15 protein-coding genes and 1 pseudogene are annotated in these 19164 nt (G+C 58.3%); all 16 read left to right on the forward strand.

What is annotated here, in order from left to right; all coding sequences use genetic code 11:
* Positions 1-21: 21 nt before the first annotated feature.
* Positions 22-345, forward strand: coding sequence for a YbaB/EbfC family nucleoid-associated protein (locus tag AAC035_RS06470; protein WP_339801488.1), 324 nt, complete (start codon positions 22-24; stop codon positions 343-345).
* An 81-nt stretch (positions 346-426) separates the two neighbouring features.
* Positions 427-1029 (forward strand): recombination mediator RecR, encoded by a 603-nt coding sequence (recR, locus tag AAC035_RS06475; RefSeq protein ID WP_339801490.1) that lies wholly within the window; start codon positions 427-429, stop codon positions 1027-1029.
* A 7-nt stretch (positions 1030-1036) separates the two neighbouring features.
* Positions 1037-2206: an HRDC domain-containing protein gene (locus AAC035_RS06480; RefSeq protein ID WP_339801493.1), complete on the forward strand. Its 1170-nt coding sequence runs from the start codon at positions 1037-1039 to the stop codon at positions 2204-2206.
* Entirely contained in the window at positions 2203-2496 is a 294-nt protein-coding gene (locus tag AAC035_RS06485; RefSeq protein WP_339801496.1) for a YcgL domain-containing protein, read from the forward strand. The genes AAC035_RS06480 and AAC035_RS06485 overlap by 4 nt, the downstream gene beginning before the upstream one ends.
* Positions 2493-2939 (forward strand): YcgN family cysteine cluster protein, encoded by a 447-nt coding sequence (locus tag AAC035_RS06490; RefSeq protein ID WP_339801499.1) that lies wholly within the window; start codon positions 2493-2495, stop codon positions 2937-2939. Before AAC035_RS06485 ends, AAC035_RS06490 begins: the two co-directional genes overlap by 4 nt.
* 16 nt (positions 2940-2955) lie before the next feature.
* Positions 2956-3324 carry a hypothetical protein gene (locus tag AAC035_RS06495; RefSeq protein ID WP_339801501.1) on the forward strand — a complete coding sequence of 123 codons (369 nt, stop codon included), beginning with the start codon at positions 2956-2958 and terminating at the stop codon, positions 3322-3324.
* A gap of 81 nt (positions 3325-3405) precedes the next feature.
* On the forward strand, positions 3406-5679 hold the full coding sequence (locus AAC035_RS06500) for a VWA domain-containing protein (RefSeq protein ID WP_339801504.1): 2274 nt from the start codon (positions 3406-3408) through the stop codon (positions 5677-5679).
* A gap of 152 nt (positions 5680-5831) precedes the next feature.
* Positions 5832-6674 (forward strand): MoxR family ATPase, encoded by an 843-nt coding sequence (locus AAC035_RS06505; protein WP_339801507.1) that lies wholly within the window; start codon positions 5832-5834, stop codon positions 6672-6674.
* Positions 6675-6756: 82 nt separating this feature from the next.
* A complete protein-coding gene (locus AAC035_RS06510; protein ID WP_339801509.1) occupies positions 6757-7935 on the forward strand; it encodes a VWA domain-containing protein in 1179 nt (392 codons plus the stop codon).
* A 297-nt stretch (positions 7936-8232) separates the two neighbouring features.
* Positions 8233-8532: a hypothetical protein gene (locus AAC035_RS06515; RefSeq protein WP_339801512.1), complete on the forward strand. Its 300-nt coding sequence runs from the start codon at positions 8233-8235 to the stop codon at positions 8530-8532.
* A gap of 595 nt (positions 8533-9127) precedes the next feature.
* The gene (locus AAC035_RS06520; RefSeq protein ID WP_339801514.1) at positions 9128-10810 is read left to right on the forward strand and encodes an AMP-binding protein; all 1683 of its coding nucleotides are present in this window, start codon (positions 9128-9130) and stop codon (positions 10808-10810) included.
* A 144-nt stretch (positions 10811-10954) separates the two neighbouring features.
* A complete protein-coding gene (gene hrpA, locus AAC035_RS06525) occupies positions 10955-14881 on the forward strand; it encodes an ATP-dependent RNA helicase HrpA (protein ID WP_339801517.1) in 3927 nt (1308 codons plus the stop codon).
* A 154-nt stretch (positions 14882-15035) separates the two neighbouring features.
* The gene (locus AAC035_RS06530; RefSeq protein ID WP_339801519.1) at positions 15036-16160 is read left to right on the forward strand and encodes a beta-ketoacyl-ACP synthase III; all 1125 of its coding nucleotides are present in this window, start codon (positions 15036-15038) and stop codon (positions 16158-16160) included.
* Positions 16161-16212: 52 nt separating this feature from the next.
* Positions 16213-16992, forward strand: coding sequence for a VacJ family lipoprotein (locus tag AAC035_RS06535; RefSeq protein WP_339801522.1), 780 nt, complete (start codon positions 16213-16215; stop codon positions 16990-16992).
* Positions 16993-17136: 144 nt separating this feature from the next.
* Positions 17137-18888, forward strand: coding sequence for an AAA family ATPase (locus AAC035_RS06540; protein ID WP_339801525.1), 1752 nt, complete (start codon positions 17137-17139; stop codon positions 18886-18888).
* Between the two features lies 1 nt (position 18889).
* Positions 18890-19164: pseudogene (locus AAC035_RS06545) on the forward strand (hypothetical protein); the annotation flags it as partial.

Below are 19164 nucleotides of genomic sequence, written 5' to 3' on the forward strand. Positions count from 1 at the left end.
ATCGGCAGGAGGTAACACGCGATGATGAACGGCATGGGCGATCTGATGAAAAAAGCCCAGAAAATGCAGGAAGAAATGCAGAAGGCTCAGGAAGAAGCGGCCAAGGCCGAGGTTGTCGGCGAATCCGGTGCCGGCCTGATCAGGGTGACCATGAACGGCCGCCACGATGTACGCAAGGTGGACATTGACCCGTCACTGATGTCAGAGGATCGCGAGATTCTGGAAGACCTGCTGGCAGCGGCCGTTAACGATGCCGTCCGGCGCGTTGAAGAAGGTCAAAAGGACCGCATGTCCGGCATGATGTCCGGTATGGGGCTGCCGCCGGGATTCAAGATGCCGTTCTGACGGCCGATACCCGGGCAGGTGCACGTATGCCTGGCTATCTGATCTGTCCGACACCCGGTTCCGTGACATCCAGGAGTACCCATGGTTTTCAGTCCTTTGGTTGATGAGTTGGTGGAATCCCTGCGCTGCCTGCCGGGTGTGGGTCAGAAGACGGCCCAACGCATGGCGTTTCATCTGCTGGAAAAAGGCCGGAGCGGGGGCGAACGTCTTGCCGGGTCGCTGACGGCGGCCATGGCGGGTGTCCGTCGCTGTGAATCCTGTCAGAATTTTTCGGATACGCCGGTGTGCGGTATCTGCCAGACGCCGGAACGGAACAACGGCACTTTATGCGTGGTGGAGAGCCCGTCCGACCTGCTGGCCATCGAGCAGGCAGGTGAGTACCGGGGCGCCTATTTTGTGTTGATGGGCCATCTCTCGCCTATTGATGGTATCGGACCCGGCGAGATAGGCATCGAGCGCCTGATGACCCGCGTTCACGACGAACATGTCAGTGAGCTGATTCTCGCCACCAACCCCACCGTTGAGGGCGAGGCCACGGCTCATTATATCGCCGACCGGCTTGACGGCACCGGCGTACTGACCACCCGCCTGGCCCATGGTATTCCGGTTGGCGGAGAGCTGGGTTACGTTGACGGCTTTACCCTGACCCATGCCTTCCGGGGCCGCAAGCCCCTGACCGACTGAGTAGCTGATGAGTTTTGACCAAACGATTGTATCTCCTGAAGTACCCCCGGTGCCTGCGGCCGGTCGCCCCCAATGGCTGACATCTTCTGCCGAGCTGGATGACTGGTTGACGGCTCATTCCGAGGAGCCGCTGGCACTGGACACCGAATTCGAACGGGTCTCCACCTTCTATCCGATTCCGGGGCTGGTTCAGCTGGGTGCCGGCGACTCCCTGCGTCTGGCGGATCCGGATGTTGCCGCTGGTTCACGGGTGTTCCGCCAGGTCATGACAGACCCGGAACGCCCCAAGCTGCTGTACGCCATGGGCGAGGACCTGGAACTGTTCCGGCACTGGCTGGAACTGGAGCCTCAGGGACTGCTCGATCTGCAGCTGGGAGCCGCACTGGCGGGTGAGGGCTTTTCCATGGGGTACGCCCGCCTTGTGGAACAGGTGTTTGGTGAGGTTCTGGACAAGTCCGCCACCCGCTCTGACTGGATCAGCCGACCCTTGAGCGCCGCCCAGGAACGCTATGCCCTGGACGACATCCGTTTTCTGGGCCCGCTGTTTGTCTGGTTGCTGGCGAAGCTGGACGCCAGACAGCTGACCGACGCCCTGGTGGAAGAGTCCGAACGCTTTGCCAGTGACCAGCTGGCGCAGTCGCGCCCGGAAGATTATTACCTGAAAGTCCGTGGCGGATGGCATCTGTCGCCAATGCAGCAGGGTGTCCTGAAGGCTCTGGTCATCTGGCGGGAAACCGAAAGCCGGCGGCGCGACAAGCCGCGCAGCCGGGTGCTGGCGGATCCGGTCCTGATTGCCATCGCCGAAAAACTGCCGGAAACTGCCACAGCGCTGGCGGCCGTAGAGGACATGCCGCCACCGGTGGCTAGACGTAACAGCGATGTGTTGCTGGCTATAGTGGCCGAGGCCCGCTCAGCGGAAGAGGTAGCTGACCCGCTCATTGAACGCCCGCTGACCCGACCCCAGCAGGACCAGTATCGCAAGGTCAAAAAGCTGCTGGGGAAGGTGGCGGAACAGTATGAGATCCCGGTGGAGTTGCTGGCGCCCCGGCGCCGGCTGGAAGCTATTGTCAGGTCAGGTGACCAGAATGATCAGGGCTGGCAGATCTTTGTCAGCGGCTGGCGTGGACGGCTCACCGAGGCGGTTATGAAAGATATCAGAGCGATACTGACCCCATGAGTGAAAAACAGTTTGTTTCGGTCTACCGCAGTGCCAAAAAAGCGGATACCTATCTCTACCTGCGTCGGGGCCATGACTGGTCCCTGCTGCCCGAGCCCCTGCGGGAGATCTTCGGCAATCCCGTTCATGCTCTTGACCTGGTGCTGACGCCACAGCGCAAGCTGGCGCGGACAACCGGGCGGGAAGTGCTGGAGGCAATTGCGGACAAGGACTATTTTCTTCAGATGCCGGAACAGTCATCGGGTTATGTGGTGTCGTTCCGGGAAAAGCCGACACCGGAGTCCCCTTGAGCGCAGACATTCCGTTCTGGCAGCGCAAGCGTCTGGCCGACATGAGCCAGACCGAGTGGGAGTCACTGTGTGACGGCTGTGGTCTGTGTTGTCTGAACAAACTGGAAGACGAGGATACCGGCGACGTTTATTACACCGAACTGGTGTGTCCCTATATGAACGTGGATACCGGGTGTTGCACAACCTATGATACCCGCCTTCAGAAAGTGCCTGAGTGCACAGTGCTGACGGCGGATACCGTGGCTGACTTCCACTGGCTGCCCCGGACCTGCGCCTACCGCACCCTGGCGGAAGGACGTCCGTTGCCGGCCTGGCATCCGCTGGTGTCCGGCGACCCGGAAACGGTACTGGCCGCGGGTATATCCGTCCGCAATCGCGTTATTCACGCGGACACCGTTCCCGAGGATGACTGGGAAGAACATATTATTCACTGGGTTCTGTGAAGGGTTCACCAAGCTTATGACTGAAACACTGTCTGCACTGACTATAGATTCCGAGGCCCAGACGGCCTACGCCCTGTTCTGGGGTTTGTACGGCCTGGCCTTCGTGGTGTTCTATTACACCATGACCCGTCTGATCCGGTGGTTACCTGTTTATGGATTCAGAACCCTGGTGAAGTCCCTGCTGCTGGTGCTTCTGGTGACACCGGTTGAGTCGGCTACCCTGGCCGGCTGGTGGGTACCGGCCTGGTTGTACGGTGGTTACGAAAGTGTTCTTGGCGACTCCGCAGAGGCTGCCCGGGCATTTTTCAACATGGGACTGGCCAGTATCGTCATGGCTCTGGTCTGGATGCTGGATCTGGTGCGTTACCGCTTTACCCGTCGCTGATAGCCGCCTGTCTGACAATGACTGGCTGACAATAAACAATAAAAACGGGTCCTGCTGACCCTGGTGCTGAGGAACTTCTGAATGCCGGATCTGAGAATGGTCACTGCCTGTGTTGCAGCGATGTTGTTGTTGACCGGTTCGTTCAGCCTGGCCCAGGTAGGCACTGCACTTCCTGCAGCGCCTGTGACGGCCGATGCCGATGTCCGCATCGCCGTGGATATTTCCGGCAGCATGCGCGTCAATGACCCCGGCAACCTCAGGCGGCCTGCCGTACGTCTGCTGGCGCGCCTGCTGCCTGATGGTGCCGGTGCTGGTCTGTGGACCTTTGGCCGGGACGTCAACATGCTGGTGGGCCATGGTTCGGTCGACGACGCCTGGCGGCAAGAGATGATCCGGGCTTCGGAGCAGATCAATTCAGTAGCATTGCGCACCAATCTTGGCGGTGCAATCGAGGCGGCAACGGATGACTGGTTTGGCCGTGACTACCCAGGACCGACCCATCTTATTTTGCTGACCGATGGCAAGGCGGATATTGCTCAGGACCAGGCGGCCAACGACCGCGAGCGCACCCGCATTGCCGAGGAACTGGTACCGGCGCTGAAGCAGGCCGGGGTGGTGGTTCATACCATTGCGTTGTCGGCAGAGGCAGATCTGGACCTGATGGGATTGATTGCGGATGCCACCGGCGGATCAGCCCACATCGCTGAAACCGCCGAAGCCCTGAGCCGGATTTTCGCTGATGCTCTCGGCCAGGTGGTCGCGCAGGACGAGGTGCCGATTGAGGGCAATACCTTCCAGGTTGATGCGGGTGTGGAAGAGTTCACTGCGCTGATCTTCAGCAATACGCCCAGCAGCGAGCGATCCCTGTCCCTGGTCTCGCCCACCAACAGTACCTACTCCGTGGGCAGTGCCGATCGCGGTGAGGTGGCCTGGGTCGCGGACGCCGATTATGACCTGATCACCATTTCCAATCCCGCCCCCGGCGATTGGCGTGTTGATGGTGACCTCGGCACTGGCAGCCGGGTAACCGTGGTCAGTGACCTGCGGATGGTCGTCACTCCGCTACCGCCCCGGTTCCGGTTGGGCGATGAGGTGGATGTGTTGGCTTCCTTTTTTGATGCCGACACGCGGATCAGGGACCCGGATTTTCTGGGCGTGATTGAGGTAACCCTCACGCTGATCACGGAAGACGGACGCTCCGGAAGCCGGGTTCTCCATGAATCAGGGCCGCCGGAGGATGGCGTCTATCGTGACACCATCGCACGCCTCAGCGAGCCGGGTAACTATCAGTTGGCTGTGGAGGCGGACGGTCAGACCTTCAGCCGCAAGTACCGCCAGACCATTACCTTACTGAACCCGGACGCCTCTGACAGCGGGGTTGTCAGCGCACCGGTTGTACCGGAAGGTCCGGTTGAAACAGGCTCAGCGGAAGACGAACGTCCTGCGGTTGCTGAGCCGGAGGTTGAGGAAACAGTAGTCGATGTTATTGAATCGCCAATCGATATCAGCCAGGTAGAAGTTGCCGCACCGGAAGCCGCCGCCGGGGACAGTGCCGACCCAGACCCCGAACCTGCGGGTTCTGATGACGGAGCTGAATCCTGGCTGGATTCGGCACTGGCAAAGGTTCAGCAGTACCAGGCGTGGATTGCCGGAGGTCTGATCGGCCTGGTCGCGGTGCTTGCCGGGCTGTTTGTGCTGGTCCGGCGCCGGCGCGCTGCCGCAGACCAGACTGAGCCGGGGGATACCACCAGCGAACCGCTGCCGGTGCTGGATGAAAACGTTGAGGAAGAAATCGTCGAAGACGACGATGAGATAGCGATTCCGATTGCTGAAGATGTTGCGGCTGGTGATATGGCGTTGCCCGAAGAAGAGGCGCCGCTCAGCGAGCCGGATCCTGCCAGTGCGGAACCGGCAGATGACGAGTCCGCCGATGAGTTACGGACTGAGCCGGAAGCGCCACCTTCGGAAGATCAGGACGCCGGGCTATCCGAAGAAGAAGAGGATCTGCCCCGGGCCGAGGAACAGGCTGATGTGTTTGAGGAGGAACTCAGGCGCATAGCGGAAGAGGCCGAAGCAACGCCGGAGGCAGAAGATGAGGCCCCATTACCGGATGACGACGAGATTCTGGCCAGCCAGCCGCCGTCAGCTGATCCGGACGAGGATGTACCGCTGGATCAGGACCCGGTTCTGGATGAGCTTGATGAAAGCCTGCTGGACGATGATCACGAGTTCGGTCTGGAAGACTTCGATCTTTCCGATATAGATGATCTGCCGGACCTGGACCAGGAGAGCGATAGTGACGATCCGGGAACAGCGCCGGACGACAACCGTGACGAGCCGAAAAAGCGTGACTGACCGGGTAGATGATTAACTGGCTTATCAGTAGTCGGGAAAATCCCTATACTCGTATCTCTTGCTGATTAACCGGCGGCGCCGACAGAAACTTGCCAGACGCCGCCTTTACATACATTTATGCATCAAATCTTGGCGACACAGGAAACCAGACTATGAAGTTTACCGGAACCGAAAAATACGTAGCGACTGATGACTTGCAAATGGCGGTTAACGCCGCGATTACGCTGCAGCGCCCTCTGCTGATCAAAGGTGAGCCTGGTACCGGTAAAACCATGCTGGCGGAAGAAATGGCCGAAGGTCTTGGTCTGAGACTGATCCCCTGGCACATCAAGTCCACCACCAAGGCCCAGCAAGGCCTTTACGAGTACGATGCGGTTTCCCGACTGCGGGACTCCCAGCTTGGGGACGAGAAGGTCAAGGACATCCGCAACTACATCGTCAAGGGCAAGCTGTGGGAAGCTTTCGACACGGATGAACAGGTCATTTTGCTGATTGATGAAATCGACAAGGCGGATATCGAGTTTCCGAACGACCTGCTGCTGGAACTCGATCGCATGGAGTTCTACGTTTACGAAACCCAGGAATTCATCAAGGCCAAAAAGCGCCCGATCGTGGTGATCACCAGTAACAACGAGAAAGAACTGCCGGACGCTTTCCTGCGTCGATGTTTCTTCCATTACATCTCGTTCCCGGATCACGGCACCATGAAAAGCATCGTGGATGTTCACTTTCCGAAACTGCAGCAGGATATTGTCCGGGACGCACTGGAAGTATTCTTTGACGTTCGCAAGGTTCCCGGACTGAAAAAGAAGCCGTCGACGTCTGAGCTGATTGACTGGCTGAAGCTGCTGATGGCGGATGACCTGTCCCGCAAGATGCTGCAGGAGAAAGATACCAGCACTGCGCTGCCACCGCTGTACGGCGCTCTTGTGAAGAACGAGCAGGACGTGCATCTGCTTCAGAAGCTGGCCTTTATGGCGCGTCGCAAGAACTGATGAGGGCAGGGTCACGGCCAGGGGCTGTTGCCTCTGGCCGTCCCGGCGGTACTGAACCAACGGCCTCTGTTAGGAGGACGACATGCTGATCGATTTTTTTATGGAAGTACGCAGTGCCAAGGTACCGGCAACACTGCGGGAATTCCTGGATTTGCTTGAGGCGCTGGAGAAGCGGCTGGCTTTTGCAGATATGGAAGAGTTCTATTATCTGGCGAGATTGTGCCTGGTAAAGGACGAACGGCACTTCGACAAGTTTGACCGTGCCTTCGATGCCTATTTCAAAGGTATCGAAAACCTTGATGCACTGATGGACGCGTTGATACCGGATGACTGGCTGAGGGCGGAATTCGAAAAGCAGCTCAGCGACGAAGAAAAGGCGAAAATCGACTCTCTTGGTGGCCTTGAGGAGCTTATCGAGACCTTCAAGAAGCGCATGGAAGAGCAGAAAGAACGTCATCAGGGCGGCAACAAATGGGTTGGTACCGGCGGCACCTCGCCTTTCGGCGCCAATGGCTACAACCCCGAAGGCTTCCGTATTGGCCAGAAAGAGGGTCGTCAGGGCCGGGCTGTCAAAGTCTGGGAAAAGCGTGAGTTTCGTGATCTCGACGACAGCATCACACTGGGTATTCGTAACATCAAGGTGGCGTTACGTCGTCTGCGCAAGTTTGCGCGTCAGGGCGCCGCTGACCAGCTGGATATGGACGATACCATTCGTTCAACCGCCCGCAACGCAGGCTTTCTGGACCTCAAGATGGTTCCGGAACGTCACAACGCCGTCAAGGTGCTGTTGTTTTTCGACGTGGGTGGTTCCATGGATCCTCACGTCCGGGTTTGTGAAGAGTTGTTTTCGGCGGCCAGGCTGGAATTCAAGCACATGGAATATTTTTATTTCCACAACTTCATCTATGAGAGTGTGTGGTCAAAAAATGTGCGCAGGATTCATGAGACCACACCGACCTGGGACATTCTCCACAAGTACAGTTCCGACTATAAGGTGATTTTCATCGGCGATGCCACCATGGCACCCTATGAGATCACCCATCCCGGTGGCTCGATCGAACACTGGAACGACGAAGCGGGTGCTACCTGGTTTCAGCGGGTAAACGACCATTTTCGCAAGGTGGTCTGGATTAACCCGTTACCCGAAGGTTACTGGGGCCGGGGCGGCTCGCTGGGAATTACCCGTCAGCTGGTGGGAGACCGCATGTACCCGCTGTCTCTGGAAGGCCTGGAATCGGCGATGCGCTATCTGAGCAAATAAGTCCGGGGAAGCGCGGGTGTGCGGACCGGAGACCGGCCGTGGCCCGCAGGTTTGTGATCGGCAGTGATGTCGGTCACGAACCTTGTTCCTGCCGGTATCCCTGCTGGCCATGGGCTGGCGAGTGCGTGGTGTTCAGGTATCTGGCATCAAATCAGACATTTTTTCCCGACAGGTCACTGTGTTTCAATCCTTCCGTGGATCGTTCCGGTCCATTGTTATGCCCCGGATTGCGGGAAGGAATCCCGCGCGGTAGTCCGGGGCTCCTACTTTGAAGATTTTCCAGGAAGGAACCTGACCATGAACAAGAAATTGCTTGCCGTTAGCCTGCTTGCAGCCGGTATGGGTATCAGCTCTTTTGCCTTTGCCAACCCGGTATGTGAAGCCCAGAAAGCTGCCGCACCCGATCTGGTAGAGGCCCGGGATTCCGATGCCGATATCAATGAAGTGTTCTCGGCCATTGATACCAATGCCAGCAGCGAGGCGTCTGCCAAGGTGCTGAAGGAGTCGGTGTCAGCTATCTATGAAGACAGCGAAATGACGGTCGAAGCAGCTGCAGAACTGATTCACCAGCGTTGCGTGAGTCAACTGGGAGCCTGATCCCTGCCACTGCCGGCACCAGAAAGTCGAAGGTGTCGGCAGAATCCGCCTGTATTGCCCGTCCGTTGGCCCTTTCGATTATATCCCCGCCCGTGGCTTGACGATTGCCAGACAAAAAAAAGCCGACGCGGTTGAGGGCGCATCGGCAAAGCTCGGCATATTACGAGACTCACGTGCATGACATCAGTCTCGTCACAAGTGACTTTGCACATATCTTGCCAATGTAATAAATCTACATAAAAACAAAAAGATAGATTATTTCTATAGGCGGGTAATGGCGCCGCGGTGAACGGGCTGTAAAATATTCCGACATTCAGCCTGGTCAATTTTCGAGAGCAGGATCACATTCGGCAATCCAGCTCGCCGGCTTGGCCAGCCGGAACTACCTCAATTCTTACAAAACTGATATTCTCGCCTTTCTTTGAGGCTGATACTTATGTCTGCTTGTTTTTGCGCCCGGATTTCGTTTGGGCGTTGAGCAGCGGCTGGAGGTATTCCCTGTAATCAACAGGTTGGTGCAGTAAACCCGAAGCTAAAGGGGCCTGCCCGCGTATATGCATTACTATAATCATAAGCAACAAGACAGGAGATGGTGATGGACTTTGAAAAGTTCTATCAGGACAAATATCCACCCGGCATTCCGCGCGAAATTGATCTTAACAAATATCAGAGTATGGTCGACATGTTCGATCAGGCAGTCAAAAAATACGCTGACAAACCCGCGTTCAGTGCGCTCGGCGTAACGCTGACCTATCGTGATCTGGACATCCAGAGCCGCAACTTTGCTGCCTGGCTGCAAAACAAGACCAATCTTAAAGTGGGTGATCGCATCGCGGTGCAGATGCCCAACGTCACCCAGTACCCTGTTGTTGTCTATGGTGCCATGCGCGCCGGACTGGTGGTGGTGAACACCAACCCTCTGTATACCACCCGTGAAATGGAACATCAGTTCAATGATTCCGGTGCCAAGGCGCTGGTGGTGCTGGCCAATATGGCCCACAACGCCGAGAAGGTGCTGCCACACACCGGCATTGAGCACGTCATTGTCACTGAGCTGGCGGATATGCACTCTCCGCTCAAGCGCACGCTGATGAACGCGGCTGTCAAATACCTCAAGAAGATGGTACCGCCCTTCAGTCTGCCCCAGGCCCACAAGCTGCCGGCGGTGCTTGCGGCCGGTGCCAAGGAAAAGTTCACCTCAGCCACGCCGACCCAGGAAGACCTGGCGGTGTTGCAGTACACCGGTGGTACCACCGGTGTTGCGAAAGGTGCCATGCTGACCCACGGTAACCTGGTGGCGAACACGCTTCAGACCCGGCCCTTGTTGGAAGACAACGTGGAGGAGGGTGCGGAGGTCATTATTGCGCCGTTGCCGCTCTACCACATCTATTCCTTTACCCTGAACTGCGGCATCATGCTGGAGGCCGGCGGTCACAACATCCTGATCCCGAACCCCCGTGACATTCCGGCGTTCGTCAAAGAGCTGGCTAACCACAAGTTCACTTCGTTCCTGGGTCTCAATACCCTGTTCAACGCGCTGTCCGCCAACGAAGATTTCCAGAAGCTGGATTTCAGCCACATGAAGATGACGTCTTCCGGTGGCATGGCGCTGACCAGTGCCACGGCCAAGCGCTGGCAGGAAGTCACCGGCTGTGAAATCAGTGAAGGTTACGGTATGACCGAAACCTCGCCGGTGGTGACCTTCAACCCGCCGAGTGGCATCCAGCTGGGCACTATTGGTTTGCCCATCTGTAACACCGTGGTCAAGACCATCGATGACGAAGGCAAGGATCTGCCGCTGGGCGAGCCGGGCGAATTGTGCGTCAAGGGCCCGCAGGTCATGCGTGGCTACTGGCAGCGTCCGGAAGAAACCCAGAAATCCTTTACTGAAGATGGCTACCTGAAGACCGGCGACATTGCGGTGATTCAGGAAGACGGTTACGTTCGCATTGTCGATCGCAAGAAAGACATGATCATCGTCTCCGGCTTCAACGTGTATCCGAACGAAGTCGAGGATGTGGTAAGCAGCCATCCGAAGGTTCTGGAGTGCGCCGCTGTAGGTGTCCCCGACGAGAAGAGTGGCGAAGCCGTCAAGGTGTTCCTGGTGCCATCTGCACCGGATCTGGCCGAAGAGGAGCTGCGGGAATTCTGTCGCGAGCGGCTGACCGCTTACAAGGTTCCCAAGGAGTTCGAGTTCCGTGACGAGCTGCCGAAAACCAACGTTGGCAAGATACTGCGTCGCGAACTGCGCGATGAGGAACTGAAGAAGCGCGGTTAATCGCTGCTTCTGGCAGGCTGCCTGCTGTCAGGGCATCCTGTGTGTCCCTGAAAAACCCCGCCTGGCGGGGTTTTTTCCTGTCTGTTTTTCGAAAATCCGATGCATCCGCTACAATACCGCCCTGTGAACCACCCCGGGAATTTCATGAGCAGCTCTGACACCACATCCACAAGCCCTGATAAAACCGGCTCACGGTTTGCCGTCGAGAATATTCCGGGCTTGCTGGAACACTGCAATCAGCGGGAAGCCGCCCGTATCCGCCGCTTGCTGGAGAAAACCCGGTACCGGCCAACGGCCGCTGACCGGGAGAAGCTGGATCAGTGGCTGGAGCAGGGCCTGGCCCGGGTTGCCCGACGCCGCCAGGCACATCAACCGGTCAGCTACCCGGAAGGCTTGCCGGTATCCGAGCGGGTGGATGACATTCGCGACGCCCTGGAAAAGCATCAGGTCATCATTGTTGCCGGCGAGACCGGTTCCGGCAAGACCACCCAGTTGCCGAAGATCTGCCTGAACGCGGGCCGTGGAACCCGTGGCATTATTGGTCATACCCAGCCCCGGAGAATTGCGGCCCGCAGTGTCGCGGCGCGCATCGCGGAGGAGATGGGTTCGCCGATGGCCGATCAGGTGGGCTATCAGGTGCGATTCACTGACACTACCTCAGAAAACTCCCGCCTGAAGCTGATGACCGACGGTATTCTGCTGGCCGAGATCCAGCACGATCGCATGCTGGATGGCTACGACACCCTGATTATTGACGAGGCCCATGAGCGCAGCCTCAACATCGATTTCCTGCTGGGCTACCTCCGGCAACTGCTGCCAAAGCGGCCCGATCTGAAGATCGTAATCACCTCAGCCACCATCGAAGTGGACCGCTTCAGCCAGTTTTTCCACAACGCGCCGGTGATTGAAGTGTCCGGCCGGACCTTCCCGGTGGATGTGCGTTATCGTCCACTGATGGGCGATGCCGACGATCGCGACCAGAGCTGGAGTGAAGGTATCACCCAGGCCCTCGACGAAATCGAGCAGCACGAGCGCAGTGCCGGCCAGCCCCCCGGCGATGTACTGGTATTTCTGCCGGGTGAAGGTGAAATCCGTGCCCTCAGCAAGCAGCTGCGCCATGCGGATTTGCGACATACCGAAGTGTTGCCCTTGTACTCACGGCTGAGCAACAAGGAACAGAACCGGGTTTTCCAGACTCACCGGGGGCGCCGGATCGTGCTCTCCACCAACGTTGCTGAGACCTCCCTGACCGTGCCCGGTATTCGCTACGTCATTGATACCGGCGTTGCCAGAATCAGCCGCTACTCGGTGCGCTCCAAAATCCAGCGCTTGCCTGTGGAAGCCATTTCCCAGGCCAGTGCCAACCAGCGTGCCGGTCGTTGCGGGCGCGTGGCTCCGGGCATCTGTTTCCGGCTCTACGATGAGGCGGACTTTATCAGTCGGTCGGAATACACGGATCCGGAGATTCTCAGAACGAATCTGGCCTCCGTCATTTTGCAGATGGCCACCTCGGGTCTTGGGGAAATCCGCAATTTCCCGTTTCTCGAGGCTCCGGATAATCGCCAGATCAATGATGGTTACAAGCTGCTGGAAGAGCTGGGTGCGGTCAGTGGCAGCCGCAAGGTCACCGCCCTCGGCCGCAGCATGGCCCGCCTGCCGCTGGATCCAAAGCTGGCGCGCATGCTGGTGACGGCCAGCACCGAGGGCAGTCTTGCTGAGCTGCTGGTAATCATCGCCGGCCTCAGTGTTCAGGACCCCCGCGAGCGGCCCCAGGACAGGCAACAGGCGGCGGATCAGGCCCATGCTAAGTGGAATGATCCCGACTCGGATTTTGTCACCCTGCTGAACCTGTGGAAATGGTTCGAGGAGCAGCGCCAGGAGTTGTCCCAGAATCAGCTGGCCAGATTGTGCAAGAAGGAGTTTCTGTCTTGGATGCGGATGCGGGAATGGCGCGATGTTCACCGTCAGCTGACCTTGCTGTGCCGGGAGCAGAAATTCAGCATCAATCAGCAAGGGGCAACCTACGACACGGTACACAAGGCGGTGCTGGCAGGGTTGCTGGGGCAGGTGGCCACCAAGCTGGAGAAAAAGGAATATCTGGCGACCAGAAATCGCAAACTGATGATTTTTCCCGGCTCCAAGGTTGCGAAAACCGGGCCGAAATGGATTGTTGCGGCCGAAATCGTCGAAACCAGCCGGGTATTCGGCCGCATGGTGGCCCGCATTCAGCCAGAATGGGTTGAGCCCCTGGGTGAGCATGTGGTCAAGCGCCATTATTCAGAGCCGCACTGGGAGCAGAAACGGGCTCAGGTCATGGGGTTTGAGCGGGTAAGCCTCTACGGGCTGGATGTGATTCCACGGCGACGTATTGCCTACAGCACCATTGATCCCGCGGAATGCCGGCAGCTGTTTATCCGCAGGGCGCTGGTGGAAGGAGACTTCCAGTCCCGGGCGCCGTTTATTGCCCGTAACCGTGAGTTGCTGGATTCCGTTGAACACCTTGAACGTAAAACCCGCCGGCGAGACCTGCTGGTGGACGATGAACAGCTGGTGGCCTTCTATGACGAGCGGTTACCGGCGGACATGGTCAGCGGCCGCCATTTCGAGAGCTGGTGGAAAGCGCTGCCTGCAGACCAGCTGCGACGAATGGAGCTTACCGAGCAGGATGTGCTGCAGCGAAACCTCAGTGATGATGCGCTTACCCAGTACCCCGACGAATTGGAGTGGGAGGGTGCCCGCTACCCTCTGAGCTATGAGTTTGAGCCCACCGGCGAGGATGATGGCGTCACCCTGCAGGTGCCGCTGATGGCGTTGAAACAACTGCCCGGGCACAGGCTCGAATGGCTGGTGCCGGGACTGGTGCGGGAGAAGTGCATCGCGCTGGTAAAAGGATTGCCTAAGTCCATTCGGCGGAATTTTGTTCCGGTGCCGGACTTTGTTGACCGGGCACTGGAGAGCATGGCGCCCTCAGAGCAGCCGCTGACGGAAGCCCTGGCCGATCGCCTGCGGCGGATGACCGGCGTCAGGATTGATCCGGCGGACTGGAATATCGGGGAGTTGCCGCGGCATCTGCGGATGAATCTCAAAGTTATGGCGGACAACGGCCAGGTCATTGCCCAGGGCCGGGACGTGGACAATCTCCAGAAAACCCTGGAAAAAAAGGCCGAAGAGGCGTTGGCCAGTGTTGAATCGGAATCCGTTGGCAGGGACGCACCCGCCAGCCGTGACTGGGTCTTCGGAATCCTGGCGCCCAGCCTGCAGACCGATCGTGGTGGCATGCAGGTCACCGTCTATCCCGGACTGGAAGATCTGGGCGATACCGTGCGAGGGACACGTTTCCTGGATCCGCTGTCGGCCGAAGCCTCAACCCGGCGAGCCATTGCCCGGTTACTGATTCACCGGCTCGGCAATACCCTGGACCGGATCGACAGCCGCCTGAAGGGTTTCAAGCAGTCGGCACTGATGTTCGCGCCCGTAGGGCAGGCCAGAGTTTTGCTGGATGACTTTCTTCTGGCAACGGCAGCCAACCACTTTCTGTCAGAGCGTTTACCCCGTGACCCGGAGGCCTTTGCCGAGGTTTATGACCGTGGCCGTGGCGACTTCCTGCCGGCCCTGGAAGCCGCAGACCAGCAGCTGCATCAGGTGATGACCGGTTACCAGCGGGTGATGAAAAAACTGAAAGGCAAGATCAACCTGGCGCTCGCCAACAGTATGGCGGATCTGAAATTTCAGATGGAGCAGTTGGTGTATCCGGGCTTTCTGATCAATACGCCGCCGGAATGGCTGGAGCATTTTCCACGGTATTTTGAGGCCGCGGATATCCGCTATGAGAAAATGCCCCGGGAAATGGGCCGCGAACGGGAATTCCTTCATACCATTGAGCCTTTGTGGAGTCGCTTTCAGCAGAAACAGGAACAACACCAGCGCCAGGGTATCCGGGATCCGGAACTGACCCTGTACCGGTGGATGCTGGAGGAATACCGGGTATCTTTCTTTGCTCAGCAACTGGGTACTGCGGTACCGGTGTCCGTGAAGCGCCTTGATAAACAGTGGCAGCAGGTCCGGCCCTGACCGGACATTGGTCAGTGGGTTCACAGGGCATCACTGCCACAGGCAAGCCGCAACGTTTGTGATAAGATCCGCCAATGTGTTTCTGAAACGGAATTCCACCTTCCATCACACAGGAGAGCGGTCAGTCTCTCCCATAACCGATTCGGGGTTACCTGTGAGTATCAAAGCAATTATCAGTGGAACCGGTCTTTTTACGCCAGAAGCTACCATTACCAACGACGAACTGGTGGCCTCCTTTAACCGGTTTGTAGAACTGCATAACGAACGTTACGCTGACGATATTGCCCGTGGCGATATGGCACCGTTACAGCCGTCATCCTCCGAATTCATCGAAAAGGCCTCTGGTATCAAGAGCCGCCATGTGATGGACAAGGAAGGCATTCTGGATCCTGAGCGCATGTGCCCGCGGCTGCCCGACCGCAGCAACGATGAACCCTCCATTCAGTGTGAAATGGCCCTGGTAGCCTGCCAGGAAGCGTTGGCCCGTGCCGGGCGCACTGCGGCCGATGTGGATGCCGTTATTGTTGCCTGCTCGAACCTGCAGCGGGCTTATCCGGCGGTTGCTATCGAGGTGCAGGAATCCTTGGGTATTGATGGCTTTGCCTATGACATGAACGTGGCCTGCAGCTCGGCCACCTTTGGTTTGCAGGCGGCAGCCAATGCCATTGAAAACGGCACTGCGGGCGCGGTGCTGGTGGTGAATCCGGAAATCTGTTCCGGTCACCTGAACTTCCGCGACCGTGACAGCCATTTCATTTTTGGTGATGCCTGCACGGCGTTGCTGGTTGAGCGCAGTGATCGGGTCGAGGCTGGCAAGGGTTTCGAAATCCTGGGCACCCACCTCAAGACGAAATTCTCCAACAACATCCGCAACAATTTCGGCTTTCTGAACCGCGGCGATGAATCCGGAGTGGGTAAGGCTGACAAACTGTTTGTGCAGCAGGGACGTAAAGTCTTCAAGGAAGTCTCGCCCATGGTGGCCGAACTGATTCTGGCTCACCTGGACAGCCTCTCCCTGGCCGCCAGCGACCTGCGCCGGATGTGGCTGCATCAGGCCAATCTGGGAATGAACCAGCTCATTTCCAAGCGGGTACTGGGTCGTGATGCCAGCCGGGAAGAAGCGCCGGTCATTCTTGATGAGTACGCCAATACCAGCTCTGCCGGTTCTATCATTGCGTTTCATCTGCATCATGACGACATCAGCAGCGGCGAACTGGGTGTGATCTGCTCTTTCGGCGCTGGCTACTCCATTGGCAGTGTGGTTGTCAGACGCCGATGACCCGGTGGCGGTTTTCCCGGTTTAAGGGATCCATGTTTCAAGGAATTGTTTGATGCTCAGCCCGTTTGTCAGACCAGCGTCGTTACTCCTGGTGTTGCTGTTTTCGATGCCAGCCCTGGCCGAGGACCCTTTTGCCGGGGATTCGCCGCAGGATCCGTCGTTTACCCGACAGGGTGCCGAGACAGATCCGTGGGAAGACTGGAACCGGACGGTGTTCGGTTTCAATGAAACGGTGGACGAGTGGTTCCTGCGTCCGGTGGCGGTAGGCTATCGCACGGTGATGCCCGGTTTTGCTGACCGGGCGGTTACCAATGTCTTTGATAACCTGAAGGAAGTCCGTAATTTTGCCAACAGCGTCCTGCAGCTGAAGCTGGAGTCGGCGGTGGTGGCGGCCGGCCGTTTTACCTTCAATACGGTGTTTGGCCTGGCCGGCATTTTTGATGTTGCTACCGCCTTTGATCTGCCGGCGCGTTCCGAAGATTTTGGCCAGACACTCGGCTATTGGGGTGTCGGCTCAGGTCCCTACCTGATGCTGCCGTTTCTGGGCCCCTCCAACCCGCGGGATTTTACCGGTTTCGGCGTCGACACGTTTACCCTGCCGTCGGCCTGGGACGCGGTCGAAAGTCCGGACCGTTACTATGCCCGGGGCGTTCAGGTGGTGGACATGCGTGCCGACCTGATTCCCGCTGAACAGTTCATCTCCGGCGATCGTTACGTCTTCGTCCGTAACGCCTACCTGCAGCGACGTGAGTTCCAGATCAATGATGGCCAGTCCCAGGGCGATCCGTTCGCGGACGGCGATGATGAAGACCTGATGCTTGATGATTTCTGAGACTCGCAATCCGGCAACTGGCTGACGGTCACTGTGCCGGATGACAGTGATCTGATTCCGGCGGTATGATACCGCGAGAACTGGCGGGCCTTCGCACGAAAGGGATGGGCCCGATAACACCGGCTGGCCCTTGACTGGATGCTCATGTACTACGATTTTTTCGGATTTCGGGAACCCCCGTTCTCCATTGCCCCGGACCCTCGTTACCTGTACCTCAGTGAGCGCCACAAGGAAGCTTTGGCGCACCTGATGTATGGCGTGCAGGGGCAGGGCGGTTTTATTGTCGTGACCGGCGAAGTGGGTACCGGCAAGACCACGGTGAGCCGTTGTTTCATTGAAAACGTGCCCGAGCATGTTGATATTGCCCTGATTCTCAATCCCCGACTGTCCGCACGGGAATTACTGGCGGCCATTTGTGATGAATTGGGTGTGCTGTATCCGGATAACGCCACCATCAAGCCGCTGGTTGATCGCATCAACCAGCATCTGCTGACGGCCCACGCCAATGGCCGTCATCAGGTGCTGATGATTGACGAGGCCCAGAACCTGTCGGCCGAGGTGCTGGAGCAACTGCGGTTACTGACCAACCTCGAAACCGCTGAGAAAAAACTGCTGCAAATTGTCCTGCTTGGGCAGCCGGAGCTCCAGGACATTCTTGAGCGGCCGGAACTGCGCCAGCTCAACCAGCGGGTCACCGCTCGCTATCATCTTGACGCTCTTGAAAAAGAGGAGCTGCCCGCCTATCTCCACTACCGGCAGGGTGTTGCCGGGGTGAAAGTGGATATGTTTACCCCGGGCGCGGTGCGGACGCTGTATCGGAAGAGTCAGGGTGTGCCGCGCCTGATTAACCTGATCAGCGACCGGGCACTGCTGGGTGCCTATACCGAGAGTGTTCACCTGGTCGAAGCTCGGCACATCCGGGCGGCGGCCAAGGAGGTGGGTGCCGTTAATGGCGGAAAACCGGGTGACGGTGGTATCTCGCCGTTATTACGCTACCTGACCATATCCACCGCGATCGTCGCCCTGGCTGTCATCGCTGTCGCGGTGATTGAGCGGGAGGACCGCAACCCACTGGTGAATGCGGCGCCAATTGAGCTGGTAGCCACAGATAACCTGGCGGAGGGGGGCACGTCGGAGCCCGCTGTCGCCCCGGAAGCCGGCACCGACGACGCCATTACCGGCGCCGTCCAGCGGGTGTCGACAGCGGTGGGCGATGAGACTGGTAGGCAGGGCCGGGAGGGTTCTGAGGCTCCCATGGATCTGGCGCCGTTTGCCATCGCAGAGCATGGCATGACCACTGCCGAGGCCTATAACCAGCTGTTTCGTTTGTGGGGCGAAAACTGGAATCAGCGCCAAAGCCCGTTTGCCTGCGACTATGCTGCAGCAACCCGGTTGCGCTGTCTGCACCGCCAGGGCAGCCGCCGCAGCGTTGAAGAGCTTGATCGTCCGGCGGTGCTGGAGCTGCGGGACCTTCAGGGCAAACGGCATTATGTGACCCTGGCGTCGCTGGACGGTGACCGGGCTCGTATCATGCAGCCTGAGGGCAGTCTTGACGTGGCTTTCGCAGATCTTGAGCAATACTGGTTTGGCCAGTTTTCCATACTCTGGCGGCTGCCGCCCTATATGACCGACGAGGTGGAGGCTGGCCCACAGAATACCGAGGGGGTCTGGCTCAGTGCCCGGATGATGCAGCTGGTCGGTATGCACACCTCCGACGACCGGGAAATCGAACGGGTGAGCCGGCTGGTGCGCGAAGAGCAGGTTCGCTGGTACCAGCAGGTCAAGGGACTGGAACCGGATGGTGTGGTCGGAGCAATGACGCTGATCCAGATGAACAACGATCTGGAACCGGATCTGCCGCGCTTGCGGCCAGACCCGGAAGCTGGGCGGGGCTGACATGTCATATATCCTGGATGCACTGAAAAAATCGGAAAGCGAGCGGCAACAGGGACGGGTGCCGGATCTGGGTCAGCAGATCCGGATGATTCACCGGGGCCGCAAGCGGGGCATCCCGGCCGCCGCCTGGCTGACCCTTGCGCTGGTTATCAACGCCGTTGTGTTGATGATTCTGTTCTGGCCAGAGCGCGGACTGTGGGTGGACGAATCCGCGGATGCTGCGCCCAGTGCGGTTACCGGACCACCGCCGTTGCCGGCTTCAGCCGGCAATGACCC

Source organism: uncultured Marinobacter sp. (assembly GCF_963974375.1).
GTDB lineage: Bacteria > Pseudomonadota > Gammaproteobacteria > Pseudomonadales > Oleiphilaceae > Marinobacter.